This is a genomic window from Kribbella sp. NPDC050470 (genome assembly GCF_044458365.1).
In the GTDB taxonomy this organism is placed as follows: domain Bacteria; phylum Actinomycetota; class Actinomycetes; order Propionibacteriales; family Kribbellaceae; genus Kribbella.
In genome coordinates this window covers 43,819-62,279 of record NZ_JBITHV010000005.1, presented here as the reverse complement: position 1 = coordinate 62,279, position 18,461 = coordinate 43,819, and the positions used below count along the sequence as shown (strand labels likewise).

Here is an 18,461-nt window from a genome sequence, read left to right as displayed (position 1 = left end):
CCAAGTGGTTCAGCCTTGACGCCACTCCTGCAGGACGACACACGACGAGGTCCCTCACCGTGACGATCGCACCTGTAACACCTGCCGATTCGAAGCTGCTCATCGCAGAAACCACCCACGACCTGCTGATCGAGGCCGACAGCACCCCTGACCCACGCCACCAGGAACTGCTCGACGAAGTGGTCCTGCTGAACGCGCCGGTGGCCCGGTCGATCGCCTCGCGCTACCGCAGCAAGGGCGTCGACCCCGACGACCTCGAGCAGGTCGCGTACCTCGGCCTGGTGAAGGCCGCGAACGGCTACCGGCTCGACGCGTCCACAGCCTTTCTCTCGTACGCCGTACCGACGATCCGGGGCGAGCTGAAGCGGTACTTTCGCGACTGCGCCTGGACCGTCCGGCCGCCGCGCCGGGTTCAGGAGATGCAGGGCTCGATCGCGGCGGCCGAACCCGAGCTGACCCAACGCCTCGGGCACCTCCCGACGGACAAGGAGACCGCCGAGGCGCTCGGCACCGACGCCGGCGAAGTGGTCGAGGCCGCGTCGGTCCGCGGCTGCTTCACCACCCTGTCCCTCGACGCGCCCGGCACCGTCGACGGCGGCACCAGCCTGCTCGACACGGTCGCAGACTCCGAGGACGGCTACGAACTGGTCGAGAACGTCCACACCCTGACGCCGGCCGTCGCCTCGCTCGGCGACCGCGACAAGCGCATCCTCGAGCTCCGGTTCCGCAACGGCCTCACGCAGGAGGAGATCGGCAACGAGCTCGGCGTCAGCCAGATGCAGGTCTCCCGGTTGCTCCGCGGCATCCTGGACCGCTTGCGCACCGACCTTTCGGCGACGGTCACCAAGTAGCGCCGGTCAGGAGGTCCAGCGCCACTCGCGGACCTCCGGCAGATCCTCGCCGTACCGGGTGACGTGGGCGCGATGCCGCACGCGCTGGTCGGCGAAATGCTGCCGGGTCGCCACCGCGCGGGTCCCGAGCGACGGGACCCGGTCGATCACGTCCATCGCCAGGTGGTACCGGTCGAGGTTGTTCAGCACCACCATGTCGAACGGCGTGGTCGTCGTACCCTCCTCGATGTAGCCGCGGACGTGCAGGTTGTGGTGCCCGTGCCGCCGGTAGGTCAGCCGGTGGATCAGCCACGGATAGCCGTGGTACGCGAAGATCACCGGCTTGTCGGTGGTGAACAACGCGTCGAACTCGGCGTCCGGCAGCCCGTGCGGATGCTCCATCGGGTCCTGCAGCCGCATCAGGTCGACGACGTTGACCACCCGGATCCGCAGCCCGGGCACGTGCTGCCGCAGCAGGTCGACCGCGGCCATCGTCTCCAGCGTCGGTACGTCGCCCGCGCAAGCCATCACCACATCCGGGTCACCTTCGTCGTTGCTTGCGAAGTCCCAGACGCCGATCCCGCGCGCGCAGTGCAGGGCGGCCGACTCCCAATCCAGCCAGCTCGGCTGCGGTTGCTTGCCTGCGACAACGACATTCACGTAGTTCCGGGTCCGCAGGCAGTGGTCCATCGTGGACAGCAGCGTGTTCGCATCCGGCGGCAGGTAGACCCGGACCACCTCGGCCTTCTTGTTCACCACGTGGTCGATGAACCCGGGATCCTGGTGCGAGAACCCGTTGTGGTCCTGCCGCCAGACGTGCGAGGTGAGCAGGTAGTTCAGCGACGGCACCGGCCGCCGCCAGTCGAGCCGGTTGATCGTCTTCAGCCACTTCGCGTGCTGGTTGACCATCGAGTCGACGATGTGCACGAAAGCCTCGTACGACGAGAACAGCCCGTGCCGCCCGGTGAGCAGGTACCCCTCCAACCAACCCTGGCAGGTGTGCTCGCTGAGAATCTCGAACACTCGCCCGTCCGGCGCGAGATGCTCGTCGGTGTCCCGCCGTTCCGCCAGCCACGCCTTGTCCGTGGCCTCGTAGACCGCGTTCAGCCGGTTCGACTCGGTCTCGTCCGGGCCGAACAACCGGAGATTGTCCGGATTCAGCCGGAACGCGTCCCTGAGGTAGGCACCGAACACCTTCGTGGGCTCGCCGTCCTCCGCACCCGGCCGCTTGACGGGTACGGCGTACTCCTCGACCGGCGGCAGTTCGAGGTCACGGCTCTGCTCGTTGCCCTTCGACCCCATCCGGAGGTCCGGGCCGGGCGCGAGGTCCCGCAACAGTTCGACCGGCCGGCCCTCCTCGTCGAACAGCTCCTCGGGCCGGTAGCTGCGCAGCCAGGACTCCAGCTGCCGCAGGTGTTCCTCGTTCGTCCGTACGCCGGACAGCGGCACCTGATGCGATCGCCAGGTGTCCTCCACCGGCTGGTCGTCGACCGTGTGCGGTCCCGTCCAGCCCTTCGGCGTCTTGAGCACGATCATCGGCCAGGCGGGACGTGCCGGGCGCTCGGACGCCGTACGCGCCTCCAGCTGGATCTCGTCGATCCGGTCCAGGCAGTAGTCCAGTGCGGCGGCCAGCGCCTGGTGCACCGTCGCAGGGTCCGAACCATCGACGAAGTAGGGCTCGTGGCCGTAGCCCTGCAGCAGCGCGGTCAGCTCCTCGTCGCCGATCCGGGCCAGCAGCGCCGGGTTCGCGATCTTGTAGCCGTTCAGGTGCAGGATCGGGAGTACGGCGCCGTCGCGCACCGGGTCGAGGAACTTGTTCGAGTGCCACGAGGTCGCGAGCGGCCCGGTCTCGGCTTCGCCGTCCCCGACGACACAGGCGACGACGAGCTCCGGTTTGTCGGCGGCGGCGCCGTACGCGTGGCTCAGCGAGTAGCCGAGCTCACCGCCCTCGTTGATCGACCCGGGCACGTCGGCCGCCACGTGGCTGGGGATGCCGCCGGGGAACGAGAACTGCCTGAACAACCGCGTCATCCCGAGCTCGTCCTGCCTGGTGTTCGGGTACGCCGCCGTCCAGCTGCCCTCGAGCCAGGTGTTGGCCACGATCGCCGGGCCGCCGTGACCCGGCCCGATCACGTACATCAGCTCGCGTTCGCGAAGCCGGATCACCCGGTTGAGGTGTGCGTAGATCAGGTTCAGCCCAGGCGTCGTACCCCAGTGCCCGAGCAGCCGGGGCTTGATGTGCTCGGCCCGCAACGGCTCCTTGAGCAACGCGTTGTCGAGCAGGTAGATCTGCCCGACCGACAGGTAGTTGGCCGCTCGCCAGTACGCGTCGATGCCTTGCAACTCCTCGTCGCTCAGCGGGGTGGCGTCGATGTGTTGCACGAATTCCTCCGGGTCAGGGCGTGAGCAGGACCTTCACCGCGCCGTCGCGCTTCTGCTGGAACATGTCGTACGCCGCCGGTCCGTCCGACAACGGCAGGTGATGGGTGGCGAAACCGTCCACCCGCAAGGGGTCCTCGTCGCCGAGCAGCTCGAGGATCTGGTCCGACCACCGATGGACGTTGGCCTGGCCCATCCGGAGCTGGATCTGCTTGTCGAAGATGGTCAGCATCGGCAGTGGGTCGGCCATCCCGCCGTACACGCCGATCAGCGAGATCGTCCCGCCCCGCCGGACGATGTCGACGGCGAGGTACAGCGCCGCCAGCCGGTCCACGCCGACGGTCTGCATCACCTTGCGCTGCAGGGCGTCCGGAAGGTAGCCGGCCAGCTGCTGGCTGACCTTCGCCACCGGGGAGCCGTGGGCCTCCATGCCGACGGCATCGATCACCGAGTCGGGGCCGCGTCCTTCGGTGCGGTCCTTGATCCGGTCCGCGACCTTGCCGTCGTACCGGAGCACCTCGACGCCGTACTCCTCGGCGCGCGCCAGCCGCTCGGGAGCCAGATCGACGCCGATCACGCGATACCTGCGGTGGAGTGCGATCCGGCAGGCCATGTCTCCGATCGGGCCGAGGCCCAGGACGACGAGCGTCCCGCCGGCCGGGGTCGCGGCGTACTCGACCGCCTGCCACGCCGTCGGGAGTACGTCGGACAAGTAGACGAACCGCTCGTCCGGCGGCCCGTGCGGCACCTTGATCGGACCGTACTGGGCCTGCGGGACGCGCAGGTACTCCGCTTGTCCGCCGGGCACCTGTCCGTAGAGCTTGGTGTAGCCGAACAGCGCGGCGCCCATACCCTGTTCGCGGACCTGGGTCGTCTCGCACTGGGTCTGCAGGTCGCGGCTGCACATGAAACAGGTCCCGCACGCGATCTGGAACGGGACGACCACGCGGTCGCCGGGTTTCAGGTTGGTGACCTCGGGCCCGGTCTCCTCGACGATGCCCATCGCCTCGTGGCCGAGGATGTCGCCGGGGTCCAGGAACGGGCCCATCACCTCGTACAGGTGCAGGTCGGACCCGCAGATCCCGGTTGTCGTCACCTTGATGACGGCATCGGTCGGTTCCAGGATCCGCGGGTCCGGCACATCGGTGAACTCGACGGAGCGCTTGCCCTGCCAGGTGAGAGCCTTCACTAGCGGCCCACTGCCTTCTCGAGCTGGGCCTTGCTCATCTTGGAGCGGCCCTTGATGTTCTTCTGCTTGGCCTCGTTGTAGAGCTGTTCCTTGGTGCGGCCCTGCGATCCGCTGTGCGACCGCAGCCCGCCACGACGGCCCGAGGAGATGTCCTGGGTGGAGCTGCGGCTCTTCTCCTTGGCCTCGCCGGCCCTCGCGCGCTCCTTGTTCACGGTGCGCGCCGCGATCTCCTCCGCGGTGTCCTCGCTCCGGCCGCGCTTCTTCAGCCCCGCCTTGATGTGCTCGTACTGCCGCTCACGCTTCCGGTTCGATCCTGCCGGCATCGTCTGCTCCTTTCACGCCGCCCGCCCGGTACCCGATGCCGCCACCGGACAATCAGCTCGGCGGGGCCGGCACCGGGTTCGCGGCCAGCGCCTTCGCGACCGCCACCAGGTTGCTCACCATCGCCCGCCCGGTCTTCGCCGACCACTCGTGCCCCTCGTCGGTCTCGGAGTAGCTCGGACCCGGCCCGGGTCCCTTGTTCCAGTACGTCCAGGCCTGGCCGGGAATCGTGTAGCCGATGTCCACCAGCCCGCCGCTGATCTCGGAGATCACGTGGTGCGCGCCGTCCTCGTTGCCGGTGACGATGACCCCGGCGACCCGGTTGTACGCGACCGGCCGGTTCTCGTCGTCGGTCTCGCTCAGCATCGCGTCCATCCGCTCGAGCATCCGCTGCGCGATCGACGACGGCCGCCCGACCCAGGTCGGCGTGGCGACGATCAGGATGTCGCTGTCCAGCAGCTGCTGGTGGATGCCGGGCCATTCGTCCCCGGTCCCCTCGTCGCTGCTCACGCCGGGCTTGATGTTCAGGTCGGCCAGCCGGACCCGGTCGACGTCGACCTTCTCCTGCTGAAGCGCGTCGACCACCACATCTGCCAGCTGGTCGGTGTTCGACTCACTCGGTGACGCCTTCAGAGTGCAGTTCAGGACCAAGGCCCGCATCGCGGCTCCTCCCGTTGGAATAGGCCCGGCCGGTGCCCCCTGGGATGCCGTCTATTCGTTCCTGGTGAGCAGCCGTGCCACCGAGCGCTCCAGGGCCTCGCGGGTGTCCTCGTCGTTCAGGTCGTCACCGTGCCGGCCGACCGCCGTCGCGATCGTCCGCCCTTCCTCGTACTGCGTGACGACCCGGGGATCGACGTACGACGCCCTCGCGACGGCCGGCGTGTTGCCGAGGTGGTCGGCGACTTCGGCGAGCATGTCCTTGACCGCGGCGTTCAGAGCCTTCTTGGTGGTCGGTGGGTCGGCCTGAGCGAGGTTCACGGCGGCATGTACGGTCGCGGTCCAGGTGCGCAGGTCCTTCACGGTGAAGTCGTCGCCGACCAGTTCCTGGAAGCGCTCGTTGATCATGGTCGCGTCGATCCCGTGGTACCCGTCCCCGTCCCGGTAGACCAGCAGTTCCGGCTCGCCGTGCCGGGCGCGTTTGAGCGAGGAGACCGCGTCGGCCAGGTGGTCGTCGTCGAGCTCGATCGCCCGGTCCACACCGCCTTTGGCGACGAAGTCGAACACCACCTTGCCCTTGCGGACGCGGACATCGTCGCGCAGCAGGGTCGCCGCGCCGCGACTGCCGTGCTCCTCGGCGTACTCGGAGTTGCCGGTCCGGAAGACGCCGTAGTCGAGCATCCGCAGCGCGACCGCGAGCACCCGTTCGCGGTCGATCCCCTTGCGGCACAGGTCGCGGTCCACCGCCTCGCGGAACTCGGGCAGCTTGCGGGCGAGGCGCCGTACCCGGTCGTGTTTGCCGGCGTCCTGGGTCGTCCGCCAGTCGTCGTGGTACAGGTACTGCCGCCGGCCGGCGTCGTCGGTGCCGGTGGCCTGCAGGTGACCGTTCGGGTACGGGCAGATCCAGACGTCCTTCCAGGCCGGCGGGATGGCCAGCGACCGGATCCGCTCCAGCGTCTCCTGGTCGGTGACCCGCTTGCCGTCCGGATCGAGGTAGCTGAAACCACGGCCGTGGCCCCGCCTGGTCAGGCCGGGGCCGTCCGGATCGCTGCGTCGTAACCGCATATCGTCCGATACCCGCGCGGCATGCATGGATCCTCGGGCTCCCGGGCACCCGGACGGCAAGGGAAAGCCCGAAGCCCGTGAAGGAGAGACCGATGGGTATCGGAGACAAGGTCAAGAACGCCGCCAAGGAAGCCAAAGGCAAGGTCAAGAAGGAGACCGGCGAGGCGACCGACAACCGCGATCTGCAGGCGAAGGGCGACACCGAGCAGTCCGTGGCCGCGCTGAAGCAGGCCGGCGAGAAGGCGAAGGATTCCTTCAAGAAGTAGTCGCCGCCACAGCAGCCACTCCGGCGCACAATCCCCCGCGCGCCGGGGTGGTTCTACGGACGGCGCAGTTCCGGTAGCGTCGGTGGCGTGGACTTCGAAGAGGCAGCCGACGCCCTGTACGCCGCCCCGGCTGCCGACTTCATTGCTACCCGCAACGAGCTCGCCAAACAGCTGAAGGCCGACGGCGACCAGCTCGGATCGACCCGGTTGAAGGCGATGCGGAAGCCGACCGTCGCCGCCTGGGTGACGAACCTGGCCGCCCGCGAGCTGCCCGACGAGCTGGACGACCTGCTGGCCCTCGGGGACGAGTTCCGCGAGGCGACCGCGGACCTGGACGGCGAGCGCCTGCGCGAGCTGACTCCGAAGCGGCACAAACTGCTCGACAAGCTGGCCAAGGACGCCACCGAACTGTCCGAGAAGCAAGGGCAGAAGGTCAGCGCGGACGTCGGCCAGAAGCTGCGCGAGACCCTCGATGCGGCGCTGGTGGATCCGGCCGCGGGCGACGCGGTACGGGAAGGACGGCTGAGCAGCGCCTTGCGGCACGTCGGGTTCGGCGTCGTCGACGAGAGCGGCGAGCCGACCAACGTCACGCCTCTCACCGACGAACGCCGGCAGCGGGCCCGCGACCGGCGCAAGGCCGAGACAGCGGCCGAGGAAGAGGAGTCGGCTGCCGCCCGCCGCAAGCGGGAGCAGGCCGAGCGCGCGGAAGAGGAACGCGAGGCCAAGGAGAAAGCGAAGGCCAAGCAGGCGCTGGAGGACGCCGTCGCCGCCGCCCAGGAGGCCGAGGCGAAGGTCGAGGACCTGGACAACCAGCTCGACGAGGCCCGTCAGGCGCTGGCCGACGCCCAAGAGCTGGTACGGCGGGTCGGCACCGCGCTCGACGAAGCCCGCCGGGCCGCCCGGGACGCGCAGAAGGAGAGCCGGGAGGCGCGGAAGCGGTACAACCGCCTCTGAGCTGGGTACCGGGCCGGGCGATCTCGGAGAGGAGCGCGCCATGGCACGGTCGATCTGGAGCGGATACATCAACTTCGGGCTGGTCTCGGTACCGGTCGGGCTGTACAGCGCGACCCAGGAGCACGAGGTCGACTTCCACCAGTTCCAGGAGGGCACGTCGGACCGGATCCGGTACAAGCGGGTGAACGAACGCACCGGCCGCGAGGTGGACTACGACAAGATCGTGAAGGGGCACGACGTCGGCGGCGGCGAGCACGTCATCGTCGAGCGCGAGGAGCTCGAGGACATCGCCCCGGGCAAGTCCCGCTCACTGGAGATCTCCACCTTCGTCGACCTGGACGAGATCGACCCGATCTACTTCCAGAAGAGCTACTACCTGGGCCCGTCCGACAAGGAGAACAAGTCGTCGTACGCGCTGCTGCGGGACGCGCTGAAGAAGACCAACCGAGCCGGGATCGCGAAGTTCGTGATGCGCGGCAAGGAGTACCTGGCCACGATCCGGGCCCAGGGCAAGGTCCTGGTGCTGGAGACGATGTACTTCGGCGACGAGATCCGCGACCCGGCCAAGGAGCTCGGCGACCTGCCGGCCAAGTCCAGCGCCGGCAAGCAGCTGACCATGGCCGCCGACCTGATCGAGGCGATGAGCGGCGAGTGGAAGCCGAGCGCCTACAAGGACACCTACACCGAACGGGTGAAGAAGCTGGTCGCCGACAAGCGCAAGGGCAAGGAGATCGTCTTCAACGAGGAGGAGCCGGAGGCCACCTCGTCGACCGATCTGGTCTCCGCGCTGCGCGCCAGCGTCGAGGAGGCCCGCAGCCGCCGTGCCTCCGGAGGCGCCAAGAAGGCGACCGCCAAGAAGTCGGCGCCCAGGAAGAAGGCACCGGCCAAGAAGGCCGGCGCTCGGAAGAAGTCCACCGCCAAGAAGGCGTCCAGCCGTAAGAAAGCTGCCTGACCGCACACCTTTCTTCGCTATAGTCTCCGGTCGTGCAGGTGACTTTTCCGGACGGCAGCAGTACCGAGCTCCAGGTTCACCGCACCGCGGCCGCCGACCCGCTGGTCGTGCTCTGCCTGCCCGCGATGGGTGTCCGGGCCAAGTACTACGAGAAGCTCGCCCACACGCTCACCGAGCAGGGGTGCCACGCCGTACTCGCCGACCACCGCGGCACCGGCCGCAGCTCGGTGCGGCCGTCCCGGCGCGTCTCCTTCGGGTACGCCGATGTGCTCGAGTTGGAGCTCCCGGCCATCGTGGAGGCCGTCTGCCGGGAGTTCGGGACCCAGCGGATCGCCGTGGTCGGGCACAGCCTGGGCGGGCAGCTCGGAGTGCTGTTCTCCGCGGTGTCGGACCGGATCAGCCACATCGTGCTGGTCGCGAGCGGCTCGGCCTGGTGGGCCAAGGTGCCGGGGATCCGCTCGCTGGCCCGGTTCGCGGGGCTCCAGCTGGTGCTCGCGACGACCTTGCTCTGCGGGTACCTGCCGGGCTGGTTCCCGTTCGCGGGCAAGGAGGCGAAGCAGCTCGTCCTCGACTGGGGTCACGAGGCGCTGACCGGCCGGTACAAGGTCGCGGGCAGCCAGGTCGACTACGAGGCGGCGCTGGCCCGGTCGTCGGTACCTGCCCTGTTCATCAACTTCCCCGGCGACAACTACGCGCCGGCGGCCTGTGCGTCGTACCTCGCGAGCAAGCTCCGGTCGGCTCACGTGACCGTGCGGAGCCTGTCGGCCGAGCAGCTCGGGATCACCCGCAGCGACCACTTCCGCTGGGCCGCCCACCCCCAGACCCTCGTCCGCGACACAGTCAAGTGGATCCGCACTCATGCCCGCTGAGCTCATGCTCGGCGGCATCGTTCTGCTCGGCGCCTCGGTCCAACGGCTGACCGGGATGGGCTTCGCGCTGGTCGCCGTACCTGCGCTGGTCCTGCTGCTCGGGCCGGGTGACGGCGTCGCGCTGGCGAACTGCGCCGCCGGGCTCATCTGCCTGGCCGGACTGACGAGCGGCTGGCACAGGGTGCGCCTGCGGGCGATGGTCCCGCTGATCCTCGCGTCCGGGTGCACGGTCCCACTCGGCACCTGGTTCTCGAACCACTTGCCGGAACCGGCCCTGCTGATCACGATGGGCGCTCTGGTGACGGCCGCCGTACTCGTGATCATGCGCGGCGTCCGGGTGCCGTCACTCAGCGGACTCAAGGGCGCCCTCGCCGCGGGCGCGGCGGGCGGCTTCATGAACGCTTCGGCCGGCCTCGGCGGTCCGCCGGTCTCGTTGTACGCCGTGAATGCGGGCTGGACGATCCGCGAGTTCGTCCCGAACGCCCTGTTCTACGGCGTCGTGGTGAACCTCTTCTCGGTCGTGACGAACGGCGTCCCCCGGCTCGACGGCGGAACGTGGATCGCGGCAGCCGCCGGCCTCACCGGCGGCGCGATCATCGGCAAGGCCCTGTCCGGCCGGGTCCCCGAGGACCGCGCCCGCCTCCTGGTTCTCCTCCTCGCCCTGCTCGGTGGCATCACCACGCTGGTCAAGGGCGCGCTAGGCGTCTGACGAGTTCGTCCCGTACGACGGCGGCCGCGCTGCGTGGGCCCGCGTCCGAGCGGGTGACGAGGTACAGGGTGTTCAGGGGTGGCAGCTCTGGATCGGCCAGGAGGACGAGGTCGCCGGAGGCCAGGGGCTTGGCGCAGAGGTAGGTGGGGAGGACGCTCGCGCCTGCGCCGGCGCGGACGGCGGCCAGGGCGCCGCGGAGGTCTGGTACGACGAGATCCGCCGTACGAGTCAGGCGGGTGTTGAAGACGCTGCGCCAGTACCGGCGGATGATCGGGGCCTCCTCGGCGTACGCGACGAGGGGGATCTTGCGGAGTGGTTCGGGTGACGTGATCGGGGTGCCGGTGGACCAGCGGGGCGCGGCGACGAGGGCGAAAACCTCGTCGTAGAAGGGCGTCACGCGCAGGCCCGGCCGGCGCGGGCGGACCGAGCTGATCACCAGGTCGAGGCTGCGGTTGAGCAGCCGGTCGAGCAGATCGTCCGGCATCCCGAACGTCGTCCGCACCTGCAGACCGTCCGCGAGCCGGTCAGCGAGCGCAGGCAGGACCTGGTGACACAGGAAGTCAGCCGGCCCACCGAGGTGGACCGTCGCCGCGACCGGCATCTCGAGCTCGTCCCGCACCAGCCCTTGCAGCGCGTCGATCGGCTCGGCGATCCGGCGCGCCAGCTCGTCGCCCGCGCTGGTCGGCCGGACACCGCGAGGCAGCCGCTCGAAGAGCGGGCGGTCCAGCGCGACCTCGAGTGACTTGAGCTGCGCGGTCACAGTCGGCTGCGACAGGCCGAGCATCTCCGCACCCGCGGTGATCGACCCGGCCCGGTGCACGGCCAGAAACGTCCTGAGCAGGTCAAGCGATGGAGCCATATCAGGAATCCTATGGCTTGCCACCCGGATTCCTATTGGTTTCCGATAGCAGGACCACCCCATCATGGACGGCATGACTCGCGTACTCATTGCTCTCACCAGTCACTCCGAGCTCGGCGACACCGGCCGCAGCACCGGCTTCTACGTGTCCGAGGCGGCCGAGCCGTGGGCGGTGTTCACCGACTCCGGGTTCGACGTCGACCTGGTCTCGGTGGCCGGTGGACGTCCGCCGCTCGACGGGCTGAACGAGGACGTCCCGATCCAGCAGAAGTTCCTGGCCGCCGTCGACCTCGACCACACCCCGACCGCGTCCGCGCTCGACGCCTCGTCGTACGACGCGATCCTGTTCGCCGGCGGTCACGGCACGATGTGGGACTTCCCGAACGACGAGGCGCTTGCCTCCCTCGCGGCAGCCATCTACGAGCGCGGCGGCGTGGTCGCAGCCGTCTGCCACGGCCCGTCCGCGCTGGTGAACCTGAAGCTGTCGGACGGTTCCTACCTCGTCGACGGCAAGAACGTCACCGGCTTCACGAACGCCGAGGAGGAGGCGGTCGGCCTGACCGACGTCGTCCCGTTCCTGCTGGCCGACACCCTGACCGCGCGCGGCGCGATCCACCATCCGGCCGCGAACTTCACATCGCAGACGATCACCGACGGTCGCCTGGTCACCGGCCAGAACCCGCAGTCCGCCGAGTCGACGGCCCGCGCGGTGGTGGACGTCATTCGCCAGGCGTAGGAAGCAAGTACGTGCTCGGGTTGGCGGGGGCGCCGGCGTCGATCCAGCGGTGGAAGCCGTCGGGGTTGCGGCGCTCGAACTCGTCGAGGCAGATCCGCCGTACCTCGGCCACTGCCTGGCGGTCGCGCGGCCCCGCACCCTGAGCAAGCGTGGTGGCGGTCTCGGTCCAGACGCCGCAGAGCTCTTCGATGCTGAGCGGGCACTGCAGGGCGGCGATGAGCCGCTCATCCTCCTGCAACTGCTCCTCCGCCACCCGCGCGACCTTCCGCTGCCGCCGCGAGGCACGCGCCGGGCGCTCCCGGCGCTCCGGTGTCACGAGCTCGATCGCGATGAACAGCCCGGCGACGACCAGCGCCACCGCGAGCCCGACCGCACCCCACGCCAGCAGCCGCACCAGCCCGGGCAGGCACAGCACCCCGGCAGCCGCAGCCGCCGCGACCATCACTGCAGATTGGTACGGCGCATCATCCGCGACATGACGAATCACCGCCGCCAACGGCCACACGAGCGCGAACACGATGACCAGCAGAATCGAGGCGGCCAGCGGGCCGAGCAACAACACCCCGGCGAGCACGCCAGTGGTCCCGACTCCGAGACCACCTGCGATCACGATCCGCCGCAGCAGCGGCGAACGCATCACCGGACCTCACCCAAGACACACCTCACGCGAACCCGCCCCACACCACAGACCTACCCTCAGAACGAACGGCTGCCCGTCACCGTTCCCACCCGAGGGCGTGGCCAATCAGGCGCCGGTCTCCGAATGCGGTGCGTGCACGGGTTTCGACTGTGCCGACCGGCGCTGGCGCAGGTAGATCGACCCACCGACGATCGCGGCCACCGCGAGGAACTCGCTCTGCCAGTTCTGGAACGACTCGTACCAGAACTGCGACGTCTGCAGGTAGTCCCAGGTCGTCACCGACTCGCCACCGTGCAGCCCCTGCTCCTCGCTGTACGCCGCCGCACCCGTCACCGCGTGCAGCCAGAACGACAGCAGGAACACCAGCCCGAAGGCGATCGCCAGCGAGTTCTCGTACAACCACAGCAACGCCCCGGACCCGTGCCGAACCGGCCACGGCGCGTCCCGGTCGGTCCGGTGCTTCCGCGGATCCTCGTCCTGCGGGGCGGCCTCGTCGATCGGCCGGGACTCCGCCGACCCCTTCTGCACCAGGTACGCCGTCAGCAGCACGTACATGCCCATCTGCAGGAACTCGGACTCCCAGTTCTCGAACACCGCCTCACCGAAGGACGACGAGACGACGTACTGACCGAGGCTCTGCGACGGCTGCCCGTGGTCGGCCAGCTCGGCGTTCTCGTGCGCGTGCCCGGTGAGCAGCAGTCCCACCAGGAACAGCAGGAAGAGCACGAGGTTGACCGTGAGCAGCGCCCGCAGTCGGATCCATCGCATGCCGCCCCGGTACCCCTTCTCAACCGGTTCAGGCAGCGGCGGGCGCCGGCTCCTCGTGGTCGAGCGGGTGCGCGATCTCGTCCGACGGCATCCGGCCGAAGTACACGACCAGGACGGACACCAGCGCCGGCCCGATCCCGGCGACCAGGAACACGGCCGTCAGCCCCAGTACGGCGCCCGCCGGACCGGCCAGCGCCATCGACACGGGCATCAGCAGCAGCGAGACGAAGAAGTCCAGGCTGGCGATCCGCCCACGCAGGTGGTCCGGCACCCGCCGCTGCAGCAGCGTCCCCCAGATCACCATCGCCGCTGAGCTGGTCAGGCCAACGACGGCCGCCCCGGCCATCATGATCCACAGATCGCGGGCGAATCCGAGCGCCGCGAACGGCAGCGACCCGACACCCCACAGCAACGTCATCACCGTCAGGTACCGCCGCGGCAGCTTCCGGGACGAGATCAGCAACGCCCCGGCCGCCCCACCGATCCCGAACGCGGCCAGCACCAGGCCGAAGTCACTCGGCCCACCACCGAGCTGGTCCCGTACGGCGAACGGCAGCAGCACCTCGAGCGGTCCGAGGATCAGCAGCACGAACACCGTGCCGAACAGCAGCGACGCGAGCAGCCAGCGGGTCCGCCGTACGTAACGCCAGCCTTCCCGCAGGTCGCCGAGGATCGTCCGCACTTCCGGCGGCTCCGCGGTCTCGTCGACGTCACCCGGCTCGACCGGCTCGAACCCGCTGGACGGGATCCGCATCGCGAGCACGCACCCGGCGGAGAAGAAGTAGGTCAGCGCGGTGACCAGGATCGCGACCCCAGGTGACAGCGCCGCGATCGCCAGACCACCCAGCGCCGGCCCGGTCGCCTGCTGGGCCAGCGGCCGCAGCGTGCCCTCCAGCCCGTTCGCCGCGAGCAACTCCTCGGCCGGCAGCAGCCTCGGCACCAACGCCGTGTACGCCGGAATCAGGAAGGCCTCACCGGCTCCGATCAGCACCGCAGCAGCGGCCAGGTGCCAGATCTCCAGCGTGTCGGTCAACGCCAGACCGGCGACGACCAGCAGCACGACGCCGCGGACGCCGTCCGCCGCGATGATCACGCTGCGCTGGGACAGCCGGTCGGCCGCGATCCCGCCGAAGAGCACGCAGACGACCAGCCCGATGCTGTACGCCGTCGTCACCACCGACAACTGGACGGGGCCACCACCGAGCTCGATCACCTGCCAGGCCAGTGCGACGAGCCAGAGCCCGCTGCCGAGCAGCGCGACCGCCAGACCGGTCCACAGCAGCCGGTAGTCCCGGTGCCGCAGCGGCTGAACCGCCTTCCAGCTCACGTCGCCCTCCCCTAGGTCGTTTCGAGTGAGCATACACAGACAAACAGTTCACGTGTCAACTGTTGCGATGCGCATCAGTCGCCGTAGACTGCAGGCATGCCGACGACGATGAGCACTGAGCAGCTCGGCGCCTGGCGGGCGATGTACCGCGCAGACACGCTGCTGTTCACGCATCTCGACAACACCCTGCGCACCCGGCTGAAGATGGGCTACTTCGAGCAGGAGGTGCTGCGGATCCTCGACCGGGCCGGCGGCCGGCTGCGGATGGCGCCCCTGGCCGAGCAGCTGATGATCTCCCGCAGCGGCTGCACCCGGCTGGTCGGCAAGCTCGAGGACAAGGACGGCTGGGTGGTCCGCCGGAACACCCCCGAGGACCGCCGGGCCACCTGGGCCGAGCTCACACCGGCCGGCCGGGAGGCGCTCGCGGCTGCTCAACCTGTGGTCGAGGCTGTGGTGTCGACGTTCTTCGCCGATCATGTATCAGATGAGGACCTTCGCCGCGCGAGCAGAATCCTGGACGTCCTGGCCGACGCGAACCCGAACGACGACGGGTTCGACTGCGGGCTCTGACACGCCGGGCTGCCGGTCGTGACCAGCGTCGACGAGCGGTTCGCCGACCGGGTCCGCGGGCTCAAGCCGACACCGGGCGACCTTCCGGACGAGCTGCTCCGCAGCCTGTACGACGCCCAACTCGGCAGCCGGCACGCCGACCTGGCCGCCCGCTGGATGCAGTCCCAGGGCCAGGGGTTCTACACGATCGGGTCGGCCGGCCACGAGGGCAACGCCGCCGTCGCCGCGGCCCTTCAGCCCACCGACCCGGCGCTGCTGCATTACCGGTCCGGCGCGTTCTACCTGGCTCGCGCCGAGCAGTGCGGCTCGAAGGAAGGCCTGCGCGACATCCTGCTCGGCGTCGCGGCCGCCACCGCCGAGCCGATCGCGGGCGGCCGGCACAAGGTGTTCGGCCGGCACGACCTGGCGATCATCCCGCAGACGTCGACGATCGCGTCCCACCTGCCGCGCGCGATGGGCGTGGCGTTCTCGATCTCGCGGTCGGCGAAACTCGGCGTGCCGTCGCCGTGGCCGCACGACGCGATCGTGGTGACCAGCTTCGGCGACGCCTCGGTCAACCACTCCACCGCGACCGGTGCGATCAACGCTGCGCTGCACGCGTCGTACCAGGGGCTGCCGATGCCGTTGCTGCTGGTCTGCGAGGACAACGGGATCGGGATCAGTGTGCGCACTCCGGAGGGCTGGATCCGGCAGGCGTACGGGCAGCGCCCCGGCCTGCGGTACTTCGATGCCGACGGCACCGATCTGGCCGCCGCGCTGTCCATGGCGACCGAGGCCGCGACCTTCGTCCGGCGGAACCGGCGACCGGCGTTCCTCCGGCTCCGTACCGTCCGGCTGCTCGGTCACGCCGGCTCCGACGTGGAGGCGGCGTACCGCTCGCCGGGCGAACTGGCCGCGGACGAGGAGCTCGACCCACTGCTCGGTACGGCGCGGCTCCTGCTGGGCGCCGGGTACACACCCGACGACGTGATCGAGCTGTACGAGGACAAGCGGTCCGAGGTGATGCGGATCGCGGCTGAGGTCTCCGGCCTGCCGCAGCTGTCCTCCGCCGAGGCCGTCGCCGCGCCACTGCGCTTCCCTGATGCCCAACGCATCGAGGAGTCGTTGCCTGACCGCCGCCCGACGACTGAGCGGCTGACCCTGAGCCAGGCGATCAACCGGGCGCTGACCGACGTACTCGCGTCCTACCCGGAGGCGATGGTGTTCGGCGAGGACGTGGGCCGCAAGGGCGGGGTGTACGGCGTGACCCGCGGACTGCAGAAGGCTTTCGGGCCGGCACGCGTCTTCGACACCCTGCTGGACGAGCAGTCGATCCTCGGCCTCGCGCTCGGTGCCGGGGTGTCCGGACTGCTGCCGATTCCGGAGATCCAGTACCTGGCCTACCTGCACAACGCCGAGGACCAGTTGCGCGGCGAGGCGGCGTCGCTGAAGTTCTTCTCGCAGGAGCAGTACTCGAACCCGATGGTGCTGCGGATCGCCGGCTACGGCTACCAGAAGGGTTTCGGCGGCCACTTCCACAACGACGACGCGATCGGCGTACTGCGCGACATCCCCGGCATCGTGATCGCGTCACCGTCCCGGCCCGACGACGCGGCCGCGATGCTGCACACGTGCGCGGCGGCAGCCCGCTCGTCCGGCACGGTGTGCGTCTTCCTCGAGCCGATCGCGCTCTACCACCGCCGGGACCTGTACGAAGACGGCGACGACGCGTGGCTGACGCCGTACGGCGATGAACCGGTGCCGATCGGACGCGGCCGGACGTACGGCGACGGGACCGGGCTGACCATCGTCACCTTCGGCAACGGCGCCCCGATGAGTCTCCGTGTGGCGGCGCGCGTGCCCGGAGTCCGGGTCCTCGACCTGCGCTGGCTGGCGCCGCTGCCTGTCGACGACTTGTTGCGCGAGGCAAACGCCACCGGGCGGGTGCTGGTCGTCGACGAGACGCGCCGGTCCGGCGGCGTCTCCGAGGGCGTCCTGGCCACCCTGATCGACTACGGGTACACCGGCCGGCTGGCTCGCGTCGCGAGCTACGACTCCTACGTCCCGCTCGGCGCGGCCGCCCACCAGGTGCTGGTCAGCGAGCGCGAGATCGAGACGGCCGCGCGCGAACTGCTCAGCTGAACAGCTTCTGCCAGATCGACTTCTTCTGCTCCGGCTCAGGCTCGGACTCCGGTGTCCGGGCCGGATCAGGCCGTTCGGCCCGCCACTGGTCGAGGACCGCATCCTCGTCGACGGTGCCGACCGGGACGACCGGTCCGGTGGTGTCGCGGATGCTGACCAGGATCCGCTGGTTCAGGTCGGCCAGGTAGTCGCGGACCTCGGACTCGCGCCGCATCCCACGCACCTTGTCGTGGACCTGCTGCTTCTCCTTGCGGAGCAGGACCGCCGGTGGCAGCAGCGCCTCGGTCTCGATGTTCTCGCGGCGGATGAAGTCCTTCACCCACCAGTCCGGATCGTGCGGGTTGGCGAGCTTGGTCAGCGGCTTGCCCGCCCCGGCCAGGTTGTCGAACTCACCGGCGTTCTGGGCCCGCTTGAGCTGGGCCTCGACCCAGTCCTGGGTACTCATGCCCGGTGGCTTGCGCTCGGTCATCCAGGTACCTCCCGAAAGGGATTCTACCCGCTTGTGAACGCAGTCACAAGGAATTTCGCGGGGCCCGGGTCGCTCAGGGCTCCTCGTGGCGGGGGTCGTCGGCCGGGTTGGTGGGCCAGTTGTCCGGGTCGCACCACTCCGGGTCGTAGCCCTGCTGGATGCAGTACTGGCGGAGCAGTTCCTCACGGCTCGGGGGTGTGCTCGTGCTCGACCGCGGCGGGCGGACGGTCTTCGTCGTGGTCGACGTCCGGGTCGGCGAGGGCTCGGAGCGATCCTCCGACTCCCGCTCGGTGGTCCGCGACTTGGTGGGCTGCCGGGTCGGGGTCTGGGTGGGCTTCCGGGTCGGCGCCACCGTCGTCTTCTGCACGGGCGGCGGCGCCGGCGTCGACTGCGTAACCTTCGGCGGTACGACGGTGGGCGTCGGCGAACTGTCGTCGGCGACGCGCACCGCCTGCGTGCCACCCGAGTCCCCGCCGAACAATCCGATCGCGGACAACGCCCAGAAGTTCACGCCGAGCAGGAGCACCATCGCGCCGGCTCCGGCGTACATCGCCCTGCGGGTCGGACCGCCGTACCGGCCGACCGGTCCGCGGACCGGGTTGCCCTTGCCGTCCACCCAGAACCGCCAGCCCTCGGGCGGCGGCGGCCAGGACGGGTCGGGACGCCACGTCTTGGGCGGGACCCAGCTCCGGCGGGGCGGCGACGGCCAGGTCGGCGGGACCACGAACCGCTTCAACGAACTCCTCCATCTCCGCCGACGAAAGCCCGAATCAGGCTAGT

At 69.7% G+C, this 18,461-nt stretch carries 20 protein-coding genes; 9 read left to right on the top strand and 11 right to left on the bottom strand.

Annotation, left to right across the window (positions count from 1 at the left end; genetic code table 11):
- The first annotated feature begins 59 nt into the window (after positions 1 to 59).
- The gene (locus tag ACIBGM_RS15515; protein WP_360518787.1) at positions 60 to 851 is read left to right on the top strand and encodes a sigma-70 family RNA polymerase sigma factor; all 792 of its coding nucleotides are present in this window, start codon (positions 60 to 62) and stop codon (positions 849 to 851) included.
- A 6-nt stretch (positions 852 to 857) separates the two neighbouring features.
- Here ACIBGM_RS15515 and ACIBGM_RS15510 read toward each other — a convergent pair whose 3' ends face one another.
- From ACIBGM_RS15510 to ACIBGM_RS15490, 5 genes are read right to left on the bottom strand one after another with little or no spacing between them, the layout of a single operon-like run.
- On the bottom strand, positions 858 to 3,212 hold the full coding sequence (locus tag ACIBGM_RS15510; protein WP_360518784.1) for a phosphoketolase family protein: 2,355 nt from the start codon (positions 3,210 to 3,212) through the stop codon (positions 858 to 860).
- A gap of 13 nt (positions 3,213 to 3,225) precedes the next feature.
- Complete coding sequence (locus ACIBGM_RS15505; RefSeq protein WP_396385889.1) at positions 3,226 to 4,398, bottom strand: zinc-dependent alcohol dehydrogenase; 1,173 nt, start codon at positions 4,396 to 4,398, stop codon at positions 3,226 to 3,228.
- A complete protein-coding gene (locus tag ACIBGM_RS15500; protein WP_360518778.1) occupies positions 4,398 to 4,721 on the bottom strand; it encodes a plasmid stabilization protein in 324 nt (107 codons plus the stop codon). Before ACIBGM_RS15500 ends, ACIBGM_RS15505 begins: the two co-directional genes overlap by 1 nt.
- Before the next feature lie 52 nt (positions 4,722 to 4,773).
- Positions 4,774 to 5,379 (bottom strand): flavodoxin family protein, encoded by a 606-nt coding sequence (locus ACIBGM_RS15495; protein WP_396385887.1) that lies wholly within the window; start codon positions 5,377 to 5,379, stop codon positions 4,774 to 4,776.
- A gap of 51 nt (positions 5,380 to 5,430) precedes the next feature.
- A complete protein-coding gene (locus ACIBGM_RS15490) occupies positions 5,431 to 6,441 on the bottom strand; it encodes a DNA topoisomerase IB (RefSeq protein WP_396385886.1) in 1,011 nt (336 codons plus the stop codon).
- A 92-nt stretch (positions 6,442 to 6,533) separates the two neighbouring features.
- Between ACIBGM_RS15490 and ACIBGM_RS15485 the strand changes: the two genes are divergently transcribed.
- From ACIBGM_RS15485 to ACIBGM_RS15465, 5 genes are all read left to right on the top strand, one after another.
- Entirely contained in the window at positions 6,534 to 6,707 is a 174-nt protein-coding gene (locus ACIBGM_RS15485; RefSeq protein ID WP_360518769.1) for a CsbD family protein, read from the top strand.
- 87 nt (positions 6,708 to 6,794) lie between these two features.
- The gene (locus ACIBGM_RS15480; protein ID WP_396385885.1) at positions 6,795 to 7,661 is read left to right on the top strand and encodes a hypothetical protein; all 867 of its coding nucleotides are present in this window, start codon (positions 6,795 to 6,797) and stop codon (positions 7,659 to 7,661) included.
- Between the two features lie 40 nt (positions 7,662 to 7,701).
- On the top strand, positions 7,702 to 8,613 hold the full coding sequence (locus tag ACIBGM_RS15475; RefSeq protein ID WP_360518763.1) for a Ku protein: 912 nt from the start codon (positions 7,702 to 7,704) through the stop codon (positions 8,611 to 8,613).
- 32 nt (positions 8,614 to 8,645) lie between these two features.
- Positions 8,646 to 9,482 (top strand): alpha/beta fold hydrolase, encoded by an 837-nt coding sequence (locus ACIBGM_RS15470; protein WP_396385884.1) that lies wholly within the window; start codon positions 8,646 to 8,648, stop codon positions 9,480 to 9,482.
- Positions 9,472 to 10,191, top strand: coding sequence for a TSUP family transporter (locus ACIBGM_RS15465; protein ID WP_396385882.1), 720 nt, complete (start codon positions 9,472 to 9,474; stop codon positions 10,189 to 10,191). The genes ACIBGM_RS15470 and ACIBGM_RS15465 overlap by 11 nt, the downstream gene beginning before the upstream one ends.
- Here the strand turns inward: ACIBGM_RS15465 and ACIBGM_RS15460 are convergent.
- Positions 10,169 to 11,050, bottom strand: coding sequence for a LysR family transcriptional regulator (locus ACIBGM_RS15460; RefSeq protein ID WP_396385880.1), 882 nt, complete (start codon positions 11,048 to 11,050; stop codon positions 10,169 to 10,171). The genes ACIBGM_RS15465 and ACIBGM_RS15460 overlap by 23 nt on opposite strands.
- A 73-nt stretch (positions 11,051 to 11,123) precedes the next feature.
- On the opposite strand from ACIBGM_RS15460, the gene ACIBGM_RS15455 reads away from it, so the two are divergent.
- Positions 11,124 to 11,786 carry a type 1 glutamine amidotransferase domain-containing protein gene (locus ACIBGM_RS15455; RefSeq protein ID WP_396385879.1) on the top strand — a complete coding sequence of 221 codons (663 nt, stop codon included), beginning with the start codon at positions 11,124 to 11,126 and terminating at the stop codon, positions 11,784 to 11,786.
- On the opposite strand, the gene ACIBGM_RS15450 is transcribed toward ACIBGM_RS15455, so the two are convergent.
- The 3 genes from ACIBGM_RS15450 to ACIBGM_RS15440 form a co-directional block, all read right to left on the bottom strand.
- Positions 11,770 to 12,423, bottom strand: a complete 654-nt coding sequence (locus ACIBGM_RS15450; protein ID WP_360518748.1) for a hypothetical protein — start codon at positions 12,421 to 12,423, stop codon at positions 11,770 to 11,772. The genes ACIBGM_RS15455 and ACIBGM_RS15450 overlap by 17 nt on opposite strands.
- Positions 12,424 to 12,531: 108 nt before the next feature.
- Positions 12,532 to 13,194 (bottom strand): DUF6766 family protein, encoded by a 663-nt coding sequence (locus ACIBGM_RS15445; RefSeq protein ID WP_360518745.1) that lies wholly within the window; start codon positions 13,192 to 13,194, stop codon positions 12,532 to 12,534.
- Between the two features lie 28 nt (positions 13,195 to 13,222).
- Positions 13,223 to 14,521 (bottom strand): MFS transporter, encoded by a 1,299-nt coding sequence (locus tag ACIBGM_RS15440; protein WP_396385878.1) that lies wholly within the window; start codon positions 14,519 to 14,521, stop codon positions 13,223 to 13,225.
- 96 nt (positions 14,522 to 14,617) lie between these two features.
- Here ACIBGM_RS15440 and ACIBGM_RS15435 point away from each other — a divergent pair, with 96 nt between their 5' ends.
- Positions 14,618 to 15,091 carry a MarR family winged helix-turn-helix transcriptional regulator gene (locus ACIBGM_RS15435; RefSeq protein WP_396385876.1) on the top strand — a complete coding sequence of 158 codons (474 nt, stop codon included), beginning with the start codon at positions 14,618 to 14,620 and terminating at the stop codon, positions 15,089 to 15,091.
- An 18-nt stretch (positions 15,092 to 15,109) separates the two neighbouring features.
- Positions 15,110 to 17,212, top strand: coding sequence for a thiamine pyrophosphate-dependent enzyme (locus tag ACIBGM_RS15430; RefSeq protein WP_360518736.1), 2,103 nt, complete (start codon positions 15,110 to 15,112; stop codon positions 17,210 to 17,212).
- On the opposite strand, the gene ACIBGM_RS15425 is transcribed toward ACIBGM_RS15430, so the two are convergent.
- Both ACIBGM_RS15425 and ACIBGM_RS15420 read right to left on the bottom strand, forming a co-directional pair.
- Entirely contained in the window at positions 17,205 to 17,681 is a 477-nt protein-coding gene (locus ACIBGM_RS15425; RefSeq protein ID WP_396385875.1) for a DUF1992 domain-containing protein, read from the bottom strand. The two genes, ACIBGM_RS15430 and ACIBGM_RS15425, sit on opposite strands and share 8 nt — an antisense overlap.
- Positions 17,682 to 17,754: 73 nt before the next feature.
- On the bottom strand, positions 17,755 to 18,417 hold the full coding sequence (locus ACIBGM_RS15420; RefSeq protein ID WP_396385874.1) for a hypothetical protein: 663 nt from the start codon (positions 18,415 to 18,417) through the stop codon (positions 17,755 to 17,757).
- Between the last annotated feature and the right edge of the window lie 44 nt (positions 18,418 to 18,461).

Excerpts from the sequence above, each read along its gene's own strand:
- ACIBGM_RS15500 (WP_360518778.1), bottom strand. The coding sequence starts at position 4,721 with ATGCCGGCAGGATCGAACCGGAAGCGTGAGCGGCAGTACGAGCACATC.
- ACIBGM_RS15485 (WP_360518769.1), top strand. The coding sequence starts at position 6,534 with ATGGGTATCGGAGACAAGGTCAAGAACGCCGCCAAGGAAGCCAAAGGC.
- ACIBGM_RS15445 (WP_360518745.1), bottom strand. The coding sequence starts at position 13,194 with ATGCGATGGATCCGACTGCGGGCGCTGCTCACGGTCAACCTCGTGCTC.
- ACIBGM_RS15460 (WP_396385880.1), bottom strand. The coding sequence starts at position 11,050 with ATGGCTCCATCGCTTGACCTGCTCAGGACGTTTCTGGCCGTGCACCGG.
- ACIBGM_RS15475 (WP_360518763.1), top strand. The coding sequence starts at position 7,702 with ATGGCACGGTCGATCTGGAGCGGATACATCAACTTCGGGCTGGTCTCG.
- ACIBGM_RS15465 (WP_396385882.1), top strand. The coding sequence starts at position 9,472 with ATGCCCGCTGAGCTCATGCTCGGCGGCATCGTTCTGCTCGGCGCCTCG.
- ACIBGM_RS15455 (WP_396385879.1), top strand. The coding sequence starts at position 11,124 with ATGACTCGCGTACTCATTGCTCTCACCAGTCACTCCGAGCTCGGCGAC.
- ACIBGM_RS15495 (WP_396385887.1), bottom strand. The coding sequence starts at position 5,379 with ATGCGGGCCTTGGTCCTGAACTGCACTCTGAAGGCGTCACCGAGTGAG.
- ACIBGM_RS15490 (WP_396385886.1), bottom strand. The coding sequence starts at position 6,441 with ATGCGGTTACGACGCAGCGATCCGGACGGCCCCGGCCTGACCAGGCGG.
- ACIBGM_RS15435 (WP_396385876.1), top strand. The coding sequence starts at position 14,618 with ATGCCGACGACGATGAGCACTGAGCAGCTCGGCGCCTGGCGGGCGATG.
- ACIBGM_RS15450 (WP_360518748.1), bottom strand. The coding sequence starts at position 12,423 with ATGCGTTCGCCGCTGCTGCGGCGGATCGTGATCGCAGGTGGTCTCGGA.
- ACIBGM_RS15425 (WP_396385875.1), bottom strand. The coding sequence starts at position 17,681 with ATGACCGAGCGCAAGCCACCGGGCATGAGTACCCAGGACTGGGTCGAG.